The 13,403-nt window shown below is 69.6% G+C and carries 10 protein-coding genes; 3 read left to right on the plus strand and 7 right to left on the minus strand.

Annotated elements, in window-relative coordinates:
• Positions 1-25 precede the first annotated feature (25 nt).
• Entirely contained in the window at positions 26-1,015 is a 990-nt protein-coding gene (moaA, locus tag ACTOQ3_RS20325) for a GTP 3',8-cyclase MoaA (protein WP_440084932.1), read from the minus strand.
• A gap of 312 nt (positions 1,016-1,327) precedes the next feature.
• On the opposite strand from moaA, the gene ACTOQ3_RS20330 reads away from it, so the two are divergent.
• Positions 1,328-2,518: an RtcB family protein gene (locus tag ACTOQ3_RS20330; protein WP_440084933.1), complete on the plus strand. Its 1,191-nt coding sequence runs from the start codon at positions 1,328-1,330 to the stop codon at positions 2,516-2,518.
• Positions 2,519-2,593: 75 nt separating this feature from the next.
• Here the strand turns inward: ACTOQ3_RS20330 and ACTOQ3_RS20335 are convergent, their stop codons facing one another.
• Together ACTOQ3_RS20335 and ACTOQ3_RS20340 are read right to left on the minus strand one after the other, a co-directional pair.
• Positions 2,594-3,961 carry a sensor histidine kinase gene (locus tag ACTOQ3_RS20335; RefSeq protein ID WP_440084934.1) on the minus strand — a complete coding sequence of 456 codons (1,368 nt, stop codon included), beginning with the start codon at positions 3,959-3,961 and terminating at the stop codon, positions 2,594-2,596.
• Positions 3,951-5,261, minus strand: a complete 1,311-nt coding sequence (locus ACTOQ3_RS20340) for a sensor histidine kinase (protein WP_440084935.1) — start codon at positions 5,259-5,261, stop codon at positions 3,951-3,953. The genes ACTOQ3_RS20335 and ACTOQ3_RS20340 overlap by 11 nt, the downstream gene beginning before the upstream one ends.
• A gap of 981 nt (positions 5,262-6,242) precedes the next feature.
• Between ACTOQ3_RS20340 and ACTOQ3_RS20345 the strand changes: the two genes are divergently transcribed.
• Positions 6,243-9,104: a helix-turn-helix transcriptional regulator gene (locus ACTOQ3_RS20345; RefSeq protein WP_440084936.1), complete on the plus strand. Its 2,862-nt coding sequence runs from the start codon at positions 6,243-6,245 to the stop codon at positions 9,102-9,104.
• 211 nt (positions 9,105-9,315) lie between these two features.
• Here ACTOQ3_RS20345 and ACTOQ3_RS20350 read toward each other — a convergent pair whose 3' ends face one another.
• From ACTOQ3_RS20350 to ACTOQ3_RS20365, 4 genes are all read right to left on the minus strand, one after another.
• On the minus strand, positions 9,316-10,182 hold the full coding sequence (locus ACTOQ3_RS20350; protein ID WP_440084937.1) for a hypothetical protein: 867 nt from the start codon (positions 10,180-10,182) through the stop codon (positions 9,316-9,318).
• The gene (locus ACTOQ3_RS20355) at positions 10,179-10,508 is read right to left on the minus strand and encodes a PadR family transcriptional regulator (protein ID WP_440084938.1); all 330 of its coding nucleotides are present in this window, start codon (positions 10,506-10,508) and stop codon (positions 10,179-10,181) included. Before ACTOQ3_RS20355 ends, ACTOQ3_RS20350 begins: the two co-directional genes overlap by 4 nt.
• A 96-nt stretch (positions 10,509-10,604) precedes the next feature.
• On the minus strand, positions 10,605-11,336 hold the full coding sequence (locus ACTOQ3_RS20360) for a hypothetical protein (protein WP_440084939.1): 732 nt from the start codon (positions 11,334-11,336) through the stop codon (positions 10,605-10,607).
• A 257-nt stretch (positions 11,337-11,593) separates the two neighbouring features.
• Positions 11,594-12,163: a PadR family transcriptional regulator gene (locus tag ACTOQ3_RS20365; protein ID WP_440084940.1), complete on the minus strand. Its 570-nt coding sequence runs from the start codon at positions 12,161-12,163 to the stop codon at positions 11,594-11,596.
• 53 nt (positions 12,164-12,216) lie between these two features.
• Between ACTOQ3_RS20365 and ACTOQ3_RS20370 the strand changes: the two genes are divergently transcribed.
• Positions 12,217-13,398 carry an FAD-dependent oxidoreductase gene (locus ACTOQ3_RS20370; RefSeq protein WP_440084941.1) on the plus strand — a complete coding sequence of 394 codons (1,182 nt, stop codon included), beginning with the start codon at positions 12,217-12,219 and terminating at the stop codon, positions 13,396-13,398.
• Positions 13,399-13,403 lie beyond the last annotated feature (5 nt).

Here is a 13,403-nt window from a genome sequence, read left to right on the forward strand (position 1 = left end):
ACCTCCGGGTCTCCGGGCGGGGACGTCAGCCGCCGATGGCGGACATCGGGCGGGACGGCTGCAGGAAGGTCGGGTCGTCGATGCCGTGACCGGCCTTCTTGATCCGGACCGCGGATCGCCAGCGCTCGGCGATCTCGTCGTCCCCGGCGCCCGCGCGCATCGCGGCCCTCAGGTCGGACTCGTCGGTGGCGAACAGGCAGTTGCGGATCTGACCGTCGGCGGTGAGCCGTACCCGGTCGCACGCGCCGCAGAACGGCCGGGTGACCGAGCCGATGACCCCCACCCTGGCCGGGCCGCCCTCGACGAGGAACAGCTCCGCCGGGGCGCTGCCGCGCTCCGCCGAGTCGGCGTCGACCAGGTCGAAGTCGGCCTTGAGCATGGCGAGGATCTCGTCAGCCGTGATCATGTTCTCCCGGCGCCAGCCGTGCTGGGCGTCCAGTGGCATCTGCTCGATGAACCGGAGCTCGTAGCCCCGCTCCAGGCAGTAGCGGAGCAGCGGCACGGCCTCGTGGTCGTTGATCCCGCGCATCAGCACCGTGTTGACCTTGACCGGGCGCAGCCCGGCGGCGTCGGCCGCCTCCAGCCCGGCCAGGACGTCGGCCAGGCGGTCGCGGTGGGCGAGCCTCTTGAAGGTCTCGCGATCGAGGGTGTCGAGGGAGACGTTGACCCGGTGCAGACCGGCGGCGGCCAGGGCGTCCGCCATCCGGCTCAGCCCGATCCCGTTGGTGGTCAGCGAGACCTGCGGGACGGGGTCGAGCGCGGTGGTGCGGGTCACGATGTCGATGAGCTCGCGGCGGAGCAGGGGCTCGCCGCCGGTGTAGCGGACCTCGGTGATGCCGAGCCGCTCCACCCCGATGGTGACCAGCCGGACGATCTCGTCGGCGGTCAGCAGCTCGGGCTTCGGCAACCATTCGAGGCCCTCGGGTGGCATGCAGTAGGAGCAGCGCAGGTTGCAGCGATCGGTGAGGGACACCCGCAGATCAGTCGCAACGCGACCGAACGAGTCCTGCAACACGGGACGCCACCTCCCAGTCGATCACCTGTTGGGACAGGGGACCAGCCTACGGCCAGCCCCCCGCCCGGCCCTAAAGCAGGCCCTTAACGTTTCAACATCACCACGAGATGGTTGATTCCTGATGAGATGGCCTCGTATGCCCCGGCCCGATCGGCCCGCCCCTCGACACAGATCGGTTGCCGCAGATGGCGACGGCCTCGGCCAGGCCGGCCCGCGTCGCCACGACCGGCCGGATGTCCTCGTACCCGCGAGATACGCCGGGCGGTCACGACCTACGGCGCCCGATAAAATGAGTGGGATCTCACGTGGAACGTGGGCAAACTGGATCTCGCAACCAAGGAGATCATGATGCCGAACCAGCCCGCACCGAACCTGGTGTCGTGGGCCAGCGAGATCGACGAGAGTACGATCATGCAGGCCGCGCGCGCCGCCCGCCTGCCGTTCGTCTCCGGACACGTCGCTCTCATGCCCGACGCGCACATCGGCATCGGCGCGACGGTCGGATCGGTGATCCCGACCGAAGGGGCCATCATCCCGGCCGCCGTCGGAGTCGACATCGGCTGCGGCATGGTCGCGACCGAGACCACGCTCACCGCCGCCGACCTCCCGGACACCCTGGAGGCCCTGATGCCGCTGGTGGAGAGGCGGATTCCGGCCGGCGTCGGCAAGGGCCACGACGACCCGTCCATGGATCGCGCGCTCAGCGACCTCGGCCGCCCGCACACCGACCTCACCCCTCACCAGGAGAAGAAGGTGTCGCTGCAGTTCGGCACCCTCGGATCCGGCAACCACTTCGTCGAGGTCTGCCTCGACGAGCGTGACCGGGTCTGGACGGTGCTGCACTCGGGCTCGCGCGGCATCGGCAACCTGCTCGCCACCAAGCACATCGTCGACGCCAAGAAGATGATGAAGAGGCAGGCGATCGGCCTGGAGGACCCGGACCTGGCCTACCTGGTGCAGAACACTCCGGAGTTCACCGCCTACATCGAGGACATGCTGTGGTCGCAGGCCTATGCCATGGCCTCGCGCGCCCGGATGGACAAGGTGCTGAGCAACGCCCTGTTCCGGGTCGTCGGCAAGGGGCGGCGGCTCCGGACGATCAACTGCCACCACAACTTCACCCAGCGGGAGACGCACGACGGCAAGGAGCTGTGGATCACTCGCAAGGGAGCCATCAAGGCCGACACGGGCGACGAGGGCGTGATCCCGGGCTCGATGGGCACGCGCTCGTACATCGTGCGCGGGCTCGGCAACCCGATGTCGTACAACTCCTGCTCCCACGGAGCCGGCCGCAGGATGTCGCGCACCCGGGCGAAGCGGGAGCTCACCGCCACGTCCCTCACCGAGGCGATGCGCGGCCGCACCTGGAACGCGGACCGCGCCGCCGCCCTGGTGGACGAGCACCCGCAGGCCTACAAGCCGATCGACCAGGTGATGGCGGACCAGAAGGACCTGGTCGCGATCCAGCACACGCTGCGCCAGGTGTTCAACTACAAGGGCTGAGCCCGCGCCCCCCGTGCCCCGAAGCCGCCTCGGTGTCCACGCTCGTCCAGAGCCGTCGACGGCTCTGGACGAGCGTCACGGGGACAACGGGAGGCGGACGACGAAGCGCGTGCCCTGGGCGCTGTCCTGGATGGTGAGCGTGCCGCCGTGGCTCTCGGCGATCTGCCGGGCGATGGGGAGACCGAGTCCGACGCCTCCCGCGTCCCTGCTGCGGGCGGTGTCCAGCCGGGTGAACCGCTGGAATACCGTCTCTCGCTGGTCGGCGGCGACTCCTGCGCCGTCGTCGAGCACCTCCAGTTCCGCGGCTTTCTCCGGGAATCGTGGGTCACCGTCCACGCGTCGTACAGTGATCGTGACCGTGGAGGAGGCGTGTCGCTGGGCGTTCTGGACCAGATTGCCGATCAACTGGCCCAGCCGCAACCGGTCACCGCTGACCGTCACGCCCGCCGCCAGGTGCTGGACGATCTTCCTGCTCGTCTTGCGGCCCTTCAGTTCCGTGGTGACGAGCTCGGCAAGATCCACGATTCGCCGCTCATACGGTACGCCCGCGTCCAGGCGGGTGAGCGTCAGCAGGTCGGCGGCGATCGAATGGAGCCGTTCCACGCTCGGGAGCACGGCGTTGCACAACTCGGCCGGGTCGACGTCCTGCGGCGCCATGAGGGCGACCTCCATTTGGGCGCGGATGGCGGTGATCGGGCTGCGCAGCTCGTGGGAGGCGTCGGAGCAGAACCGTCGTTGCTGCTCCAGCACGCCCTCCAGCCGGTCAAGTGCCTGGTTGACGCTGCGGGCCAGCCGGTAGATCTCGTCCTTGGCCATGGGGACCGGGACCCGGCGGCCGAGGTCGGTGCTCTGGATGTGGTCGAGCTGGGCCCGGATGGCGTCCACGGGTTTCAGCGAGCGGGTGACGGTGTGCCGCGCCCCGCAGGCCATCGCGATCGTGAAGATGACCGTCCCCGCGGCCAACAGGGCCGTCACACCCGGATAGACGGCGAACGGCGGCGTCGGCGCGGCACTGTAAATGGTCCAGTCCCCGTTGCGGAACACCTGCTGCGCGACGACGATGTGGCAACGGCCTGACGCGAAGACGGAGTGGCAGATGACGGCACTGGCCACCCGGTGAGGGGACTTCGGGGTGAAATGCGCCATGGCCGGCTGGTTCCGCAGATCTCTGGTCGCCGCGACCACCCTTCCTTGGGGGTCGACCACCTGGATGGGGCGGATCAGGTTCTGCGGGATGGGCGGAAGTGGATCGACGAGTTTTCCACGGTCGACGTAGTAGGCGGTCAGCTCCCCCACAGCGGTCACCTCCTTGGTGAGTTCGCCGGTGGCCGTCCTGTTGATGACGAACAACAGGACGGTGGAGAACACGATGCACAGCAAACCCACCGCCACTCCGGTGAACAGCGCCAGGCGGCCTCTGATCGTGCGGCGTTCACGCCTCATGACGCCCCCCGTCCACAAATGGGACCCGGGGCAGCCGGAGGACGAAGCACGCACCGCCGATGGTGCTCTCCTCGACGTTCAGGGTTCCGTGATGCGCGTGGGCGATGGCACGGGCGATGGCGAGGCCGAGACCGGTGCCGTTGTGGTCGAGCCGGCGGGCGTCGTCCAGCCGGGTGAGACGGTGGAACACACGCTCCCTGTCGTCGAGCGCGATTCCCGGCCCGTCGTCGCTGACCGCGAGCTCGACCACGGCGTGAACGGCGTGCACATCGACGCATACCCGGTGCGTGCAGTGCCTTTGGGCGTTGTCCAGCAGGTTGGCGAGCAGCCGGCTGAGCCGGGTGGGCACCGCGCTGACGATGCTGCCGGGCGCGAGGTGGAGCTGTACCGGACGCTGATCCGACCGTCGGGAAACCTCGGTCCGGACGAGTGCCGCGAGATCCAGCCGCTGTTGTTCGGCGGCCGCGCCGGTCCCCATGCGGGCCAGGAACAGCAGGTCGTCGGTGATCGCCTGGAGCCGCTCCACCTGGCCCAGCATCGTTTCGACCAGGTCAGGCAGCCGCACCCCGCCGAGATCCTGTTGCGCCTCCTCCAGTTGCGCGCGCAGTCCGGCTATGGGAGTACGCAGTTCGTGGGAGACGTCCGAGGCGAACCGCCGATGGGAGCGTTCCAACCCCTGGAGCTCTTCCTTGCCCTCGTCCAGGCGCTGCAGCGCATTGTTGATCGTCCGGCACAGACGGGCCACCTCTCGCACGTTGGCCGGTTCGGAGATGCGCGTGTGCAGGTCGCCGAAGCCGATCACTGCCAGTTCGGAGCGCACCACGTCCACAGGGCGCAACACCCGGCCGGTCACCTTCCAGATGGCGTACGTGGCCAGGGAGATCAGCGCGACAGCCTCGATCACCAGGATCAGGTGACGGGAGCCCGACGACGGGAAACCCGCGGCCCGCGGCCCCGCGGCGCGAACCGGCGAGGCAGCCGAGCCGCTGGATCCGGACGCCGACAACCGCGGCTCACAGGTCCGCGTGTACCGCTCGCGGTGGCACGGAGACCGCCGGCTCGCCTGGCCGGGGAGCGATCCCGTGGTGGCGGCCGGATGGTGGCCCCGCGCCGCGGTCCGGGTCCGGCCGAGGTCGGCGTCACGCGATCGCAACCGGCCGGGTGCCGTTCCGGAGTGCATCTCGGGGGCGGCGGGCACGACCCGCCGCGGGGCTTCCTGCCGCCGGGCGGCGCGCGCGTGGTCCATCGAGTACATCCCCGCCCCCGCGACGAGGAGGGTGAGGAGGGTGAGGAGGGCCACGGCGGTGGTCAGCAGGGTGATCTGTCCCCGGACGGATCCCGGCCTGCATCGGACGGCCCGCCTCGGCGACCTCGTCAGGGCCGGCTCCCGCCTCCGGCCTGTCCGCGTCAGGCGCAGGTGACGCCTGCGGATACTCGTGCGACCCGTCGAACCGGACGACCGTCCCTGGACAGGGCCGTCACCCATTCGCGGGGAACGGGTGCGGGGCCGGTCGGCGGGGTCGATCGCAGGAAGCGCACGAGGCGAACGGCAGGGCTTCGACAGACGGTGAGGCGGATCCTTCACCCCGTGACACCGGCAGCCGTCATCACCGATCTCCCCGCACGCGGGCTTCCCGAAGAGCGACGTCTCCGAGGACGGGAAATCGGCCCGCCGCTCCCATGATCTGTCGGTCAGCAGACGCACAAGGGCCGTGGCGATCACCATCCACGTGATCAGGGTGATCAGGGGCCACATGAGTATCATCCAGTTGTCGTACGGGTCCGCCATTGCCATCCTTTTAGAAAACAGACTCAAGGGGGATGCCGGAGTTCCGAGGGGGCCGGGGCCGCTACCGGCGGGCCGCCACCGCTGTCGCTCCCTCACGCGCCTCAGCCGAGGAGATCCTTTTTCGCGCCACTTCACCGGGAATGAGTGAACGGTATGAGCTTGGCCTGCGACCAAAGGCCGCCGTATCGCATATTTGTGCATGTTTGCACCTCTGCGCTCCACGCGTGCGACCACCGGTTTGGGGCTCGATTGGGGTGGACCTGGTCCCGGTTTTACGGACGTCCAAGGTCAGGTGTTCGCCCTCGCGGCCATGTCGCACGACGAAAAGCGCGGGAAGGACGAAGCCGGGCGAAGGCCTTGCACGCTTGAGCGGGCAACGGCTTTCTTCGCGAAAGTCACATCACAGAGGCCGGGGAACGCCGGGGAACATCGCGGGCCTTCCCTTCCGGCCCCGTACTTGACACGGCTGACATCTGGGTGGTTCATGGGCCTATGGGGCATTCATCCCGCCGTGACCGTGAAACTGCTGATGAGCCCGATCTCCATGAGTCGTCGTGGCCTGGTTGGCGTGGCCGCGCGCGGGAGTGGAAGCTTGTCGTCGGATTGCTGCAGGCGGCCAAGATCGGCCGGGGCGGGATCATACTGATCGAGGGCCGGTCGGGCGCCGGAAAGAGCCGTCTGCTCGACATGGCCGTCACCGCGGCGGCGAGGGCGGGGTTGGAGATCGCCCGGGGCGCGGCGGACGAACTGACCCAGCTGATACCGCTGGCCCCGCTGACATCGGCGCTCGGGCAATCCGGCCGTGAGCTTCCCGTAGACGATCACATGACCGTCTCCGGTCCGGCCGATCAGCGATTGCTGCTGGTGGAGCGACTACAAGGCCCCCTGGAACAGCGGGTGGCTCAAAAACCGATGCTCCTCACCTTGGACGACGTGCAGTGGGCCGACCCGATAACCCTGCTGGCGCTGCGATCGATGATCACAGATCTCGCCTCCTACCCGCTCGTCTGGATGCTGACCCGCACCAGCGGCAGCGGCGACGATCCCCGCCTCAACTGTCTGTTCGACGTGCTGGAACATGACGGCGCGAACCGGATCACGTTGGAGGCACTGGACAGGCGAGCAGTGGCGGACGTCGTCACCGATGTCCTCGGGGCAGCGCCCGAGCCGGACGTGCTGGCCCTGGCCGACATGGTGGGCGGCAACCCCTTCCTGCTCGTCGATCGCCTGGAGAAACTCAGAAGCGAGGGCGCCTTCCAGATCACCGACGGTCACGCACGGATGGTCTCGGCACGGCTGCCGTGTGCTCAGGCGGTCACGCAGGAACGCCTGGAGGAGTTGTCCGCACGGACCAGGCATGCGCTTCAGTGCGCCGGAATCCTGGGCCGTTCGTTCCTGGTGAGGGATCTGACCGAGATGCTCGGCGAATCGACCGGCGCCCTGCTGCCGGTGCTGGAGGAGGCGATGTCGGCCGGCATCGTCGAACCCGCCGGGGATGAGCTCACCTTCCGGCACGATCTGCTGTGGCAGGCGGTGGTCGGAGCCATCCCCGCCCCCGTACGCCTGGCCCTGCACCGCGATGTGGCGGAGATGCTGCTCAACCGAGGCGGATCGGCTGTTCCCGCCGCCGCGCATCTCATCCGCAGTGCCGGTCGCGACGATGCGTCCGCACTCCTCGGACTGGACCAGGCGGCGCGGGAGGTGCTGCGGTCCTCACCTCAGACCGCCGCCGACCTCGCCATGCGGGCGCTCGAACTCAGCGACTCCACCGACCCTGACTGGTTCGACCGCGCCACCACGGCGGTCGACGCCCTGACGGTCATCGGACGGCTGTCCGAGGCGGCCGATCTCGCCCGTGCCGCACTCCGCAGGGCCCCGCCCCTCCAGGCCCCTCGCCTCCGATGCGCGCTGGCGCACATCCTGGTCCTGAGCGGCCGGCCGGAGGATGCGGTACCCGAGGCCGAAACCCTGCTCGCCCGGCAGGACCTCCCGGACGACCTTCGCGGCATCGCCGAATGGGCGATGCTCTGGGGGCTCTTCTGCCTGAACGACTTCAGGGAAGGACGGCGACAGGCGGAAGCCGTTCTGGCCGACCGCGAACGGCACGCCGATGCCGCCGTCGTCGGAGCTCTCCTGCTGCTCGCCCGGTTCGCCGTGGTCGATGGGCGGATCGCCGACTCGTCCGCGCATCTTCGCGAAGCCCTGCACATCACCGACAGCGGCACCGCCGAAGCCATCCAGCGCCCGTACACGCGCCTGATACTGAGCCTCCACTACAGGGCCGTACGTCAGTTCGACGAGGCCGACATCGCCATCCAGGCCGCCGAGGAGGAGATCAACGACCTCGGGCTGACCGTGCTCGCCGCGCAACCCGCGCTGTTTCGCTCCGTTCTGAAGCTGACCGCCTGTCAATACGATGACGCCGCCGCCGAGGCCCAGGCCGGGAGAATGATCGCCGAGGGGCTGGGCACGCACGGGTTCATCCGCGTCGGGCTGTCCGTCCTCGCGTTCATCGCCATGTGGCGGGGTGACATCGACGCCGCGGCCGGGCACATCGAGCGCTTCCGGTCCATCCACGCCGCGCCCGAGATGTTGTTCGGGACGGTGTGGGAAAGGTGGGTGATGGCGGCGGTGGCCGAGGCTCAAGGTGACCCCGGGCGGGCGATCGACATCCTCCGCACCATCTACACCGATGAGGAGGAGCGGCGCTGGGCACTGATCACGACGCCTCTCACCGCCGCCTGGATGACCCGGCTGGCGCTGGCCACGGCGAATCGTCCGTATGCGCAGGTCATCGTTGACACGGCCGAGTACCTGGCCCGGAACAACCCGGATTTCCCCGTCTTCGCCGTCACGTTCGCCCATGTCCGCGGCATTTTCTACCAGGACCCCGGCGCGTTGGCCTCCGCCACCGATCAGCCTGAACCGTGGGCATGCGCCTCGGCCGCAGAAGACCTGGGCCTCTTGTGGGCCGGCGTTTCCGGCGCCGACGCCTTCGCGAAGGCCGTCGGCAGCCTGGACGAGGCGCTCGACGGCTACGAGCACATCGGCGCGCTCCGGGACGCGGCCCGCGTGCGAGCCCGGCTGCGGACACTCGGCGTACGGCGCCGCCGCTGGGCTCGAGCCCAGCGGCCGTCTTTCGGATGGGACAGCCTCACCGACACGGAACGCGCGGTGGCCGGCCTCATCGCCCGAGGCATGACCAACCGCCAGGCCGCCGAGCGCATGTTCCTCTCCCCCCACACGGTGTCCACCCACCTTCGCCGGATGTTCGGCAAACTCGACATCGCGTCCCGTGCCGAGCTGGCTCGCATCGTCGCCGAGAGATGCCCCGACCTCCGCGAGGGCGCTTAGGCCCGATGGCTGAGATCACGGTGTCGAGAGGCCGGCCCAAGCGGCCGGCGCGAACCTGTCGCCCGGAGCGACGTCGTGGTGGCAGGCGATCGCTCCCGGTCACGTCCCGAACGCGATCGGCAGGGCCGGAACCGCCGGCCGCCTCGTGACTCGACGACCGTCGAGTCACGGCGTCACGCGGGACACCGGGACGGCCGGACGCGCCTCCCCGTCAGGCGTGGGCGAGGTGCCGGACCGCCTGGCGGCCGTGGCCGAGGGCCCGCCCGGCGATGAAAGCCGACATCGCCACGCTGACCGCCGCGCTCGCCGCCACCGCTGCCGCGAAGGAGGCCGTGACCCCCTCGGCACCCATGAGCATCAGGACGGCGATCGGCAGCCAGGCCAGGGCGGTGGCCCCGGCGGCGACGGCGAGCAACCGGCCGGCGGCACGGACGCCGGGGGCGAGCATGGGGTCCCCGGCCGCCTTCGAAGGCAGCGCCAGGAGGAAGGCGAGCATCATCGGCACGAAGAAGCCGCCGGTCATGGCGTTGCCGAAGGCTCCCATCGGAAACCCGGAGCCCAGGAACACCATGCTCACGTACAGCCAGCCGAACAGCGCCGCTGGAACCAGGCACAGGGGCGCGAAGGCGATCACCTCGAAGGGGGCGGAACGCTCGCTGCGTCTGATCACCCTCACCGCGTTCGCCAGCAGCGGGAGCATCGCGAGCACGGCGATCACCGGTGCCGTCGTGAACACCGTGGTGCTCACGACGGCCAGCGGCTCCGCGACCGGCCCGTGCTCCAGAGCGTGCGACCACGTGGCCTCCAGGCTGGCCACCTGCCGGATGCCGGGGTTCCAGAGGTGGGTGAGCGTGATGCCGCCGACGATCAGCACGGCGGCGCGCGGAGTTCGCACGGCGGAGCCTCCTGGGATCAGGTCACGGTTGATCCGGGCGTCGAACGCGCCCGCGAGGAGATCGGCCACCGTGCGAAGCCGCACCGGGCGCGCCTCGACCAGCTCGCGGACCTCCTCCTCGTAGCGCCTGCGCCACGCCCTGGGATAGAGCCGCAGCACTCCGACGGCCAGCGCCCGCATCATGACGACCCCCAGGCGACCCCCGCGCGCCTGGCGCCCGTCTGCTCGATGCGGCGCAGCGTCGCGAGCTGCTCGGTGAGCGCGCTCCTGCCGCCCTCCGTGAGCCGGTACGGCTTGCGTCGCTCGCCGGAGGCGACCTGCTCGATCCAGTCGCGCTTCTCCAGGCGCATGAGCGCCCCGTAGAGGGTGCCGGGCTCCAGAGCCGTCCCGGAGAACCCCTCGATGTCCTGGATCATCCGGTAACCGTGTTTGTCGCCCTCGGCGAGGCTGATGAGCACGAGCAGTGCCACGTCGGTGAAGCGCCCGAGGTCCTGTGTTCGACGTCCCATCTATTCAGTAAAACTTAGTAAGTTGGACTAAGCAAGGGTGCCGGTGCGCCCGCCGTCGGTGACCGGTGAGGGAGACGGCGGGCGCGCCGGGAGGGCTCAGAGCCCGAGCTTGGACAGTTCGTCGCCGGTAAAGGTGAGCTTCACGACGGGAGAGGTCTCGTCGCTCATGAAGGCGTAGAAATCGAGGTCCCAGAAGGGGTTGGGAGGCTCACCCGGAACGGCGTCCTTGACCCCCTGGACGCCGGGCGTGCCGCTCTTGTGGCGGGCGTACCACTGGTCGACGAAGAAGCAGTCGGGACCGTAGGTCCTGATGTCGCCCACATCGCCCTCGGCGCGTCCCACGACGACGTAGGCGTGCCCGGCGCCCCCGGTGGTGTCGCGGAAGTTGACCAACTCCACCTTGACGCCCGAACCGAGCAGCTTGGGCTGGTCGGCCAGCATCCCGATGACGCAACAGGCGAAGAGCGTGCAGTTGGCGCTGGCGAGCCCGCGGTAGTTGGCCCGCCCGGTCGCGACGTACCCGCTCCTGAGCTTCTCGCGGGCCTCGGCGAACGTGGACTGGGTCACCGGCCCGCCGAGCCCCGCCTCCTTGCCGATCGCCGGCAGGCGCACGGGCTTGAGGTCGGAGAACTGCTGCCCGTCGGGAATGATTTCTGGAACGTTCCCACCACCGGCCGCGATTTGCAGCTTCTTGATGACGACGTCGTCGTCCAGCAACTGCGGCCAGGGGTTCCACAGCTTGGCCGTGGTCATCTTCGTCTTGGCGATCGCCGCCTGAACGGCCGCCATCCGTGCCTGCTTCGGGGTCGCGTGCGTGGACTGACTCATGGTGATCTCCCAATTACTTTTCCGGAGGAACCATGACACTTCCACCGCGTTTCCCCGGCGGCAACGGGATGGCCTTTTGTGGCCAGGACAGGGGCGTCCGCGAGATCCGGGCGGAGTCACCCGGCCACGCTCACGTCTCACGGACGGGGCCGGGAGTGCCGCGGGGGCGGCGGGTCAGACTCCGGCGGACCGTCCGGTGAGTGTCACGATGCCGGGTCGCGCCCGCGGCGGCCCGGCCTCGTGGACGCCGGTGGACGTCAGAGGCGGTAATCCCAGCCGAGCATGCCCGCGCGCAGGTCGCCGGCGAGGCCGCGGACGTAGTCGAGCTCGGCCTTGAGCACGGCCCGCTGGTACTCGGACTCCACCAGGAAGACCCGGGACAGGAATCTCCCGCCCTCGGTCAGGTCGGTGTCCAGCTCCGACAGCCGCGTCTCCAGCGAGGTCAGTCGCTCCTCGAGCGCGGCACGGACCTCCTCGGGCGGCAGCACGACCATGAAGGCGAGCGCGGCGGGGAACTCGGGGAACTCGCGGGCCCGCGTGGAGAGCATCGTCCGCATCCACTGCCGCAGCGTGTCGCGGCCCGCCTCGGTGGGCTCGTAGACGGTCCGCTCCGGGCGGTTCTCCTCGCGCGAGGTCTCGCGGACCGCGATGAGCCCGTCGCGCAGCAGCCGGTCGATGGTCTGGTACACGCTGTTGCGCTGCGCGACGTTGACCACGTCGTCCTTGTGCCGCTCCCTGATCAGCCGCTGCATCCGGTACGCGTGCATCGGCGCCTCGGCGACCAGCGAGAGCAACGCCATGGCCAGTGGAGATCGCCTCGTCGACATGGCGAACATCGTAGGGCTCGCCGCGTAATGGTCATTTTATGTATAGTCATTTTATGACTAAAAAAGCATTGATCGTCGGCGGAGGCATCGCCGGTCCGGTGACGGCCATGGCCCTGCGGCGCGCGGGCGTGGACTGCGAGGTCTTCGAGGCGTACGACCGCGGTTCGGAGGGCGTGGGCGTCTTCCTCACGCTCGCGGTCAACGGGATCGAGGCCCTGCGCCTCCTCGACCTGCACGATCTCGTCAGCGACCTGGGCATGGACTCCCCGCGGATGCTCATGCTCAACGGCCGGGGCAGGCCGCTCGCCACCACCCGGCAGCCCAGCCGGACCCTGAAGCGCGCCGACCTCTACCTGGCGCTGCGCGACGAGGCCGTACGGCGCGGGGTGCGGATCCACTACGGCAAGCGCCTCACCGACGCCTCGGCCACCGCGGACGGGGTGCGGGCGGTCTTCGCCGACGGCGGTACGGCCGAGGGCGACCTGCTGGTCGGCGCCGACGGGCTCCACTCGCGCACGCGCACGATCATCGACCCCGGCGCTCCCCGTGCCCGGCATGTCGGGCTGCTGAACACGGGCGGTTTCGCGGACGGTGTGGAGGTTCCCGGCGAGCCGGGGACGTACCACTTCATCTTCGGCAAGAGGGCCTTCTTCGGCTACCTGGTCCATCCGGACGGGCAGGTGTGGTGGTTCGCCAACCCGCCGAGTCCGAGGGAGCCGGCTCCGCAGGAGCTCGCGGCGGTCACCCCGGAGGGGTGGCGCGCCACGCTGACGGAGCTGTTCAGGGACGACACCGGGCCGATGCTCGACATCATCGGCGCGACCGACCACATCCCGGCCGGATGGAACACCTACGACCTCCCGACCGTGCCGAAGTGGTTCGACGAGCGCATGGTGATCCTGGGCGACGCCGCGCACGCGACCTCGCCCTCGTCGGGCCAGGGGGCGTCCATGGCGATCGAGGACGCGGTGGTGCTGGCCAAGTGCCTGCGTGACGTCCCCGGCACCCCCGACGCGTTCGCCGCCTTCGAGAGGCTGCGGCGAGACCGGGTGGAGCGGATCGTGGCGCACGGCAGGCGCAGCGGGAGCGGCAAGGCCCCCGGAGCCGTCCGCGCCTTCCTGCGCGACCTCACGCTCCCCGCCATCATGCGGCAGGTGGACAGGAGGAACGCGCTGGCCTGGATACACGACCACCGGATCTCCTGGGACGACCCGGTACCCGCGGCGTCCCGCTGAGACGC

The organism is Streptosporangium sp. LJ11, assembly GCF_051918945.1.
GTDB lineage: Bacteria > Actinomycetota > Actinomycetes > Streptosporangiales > Streptosporangiaceae > Streptosporangium.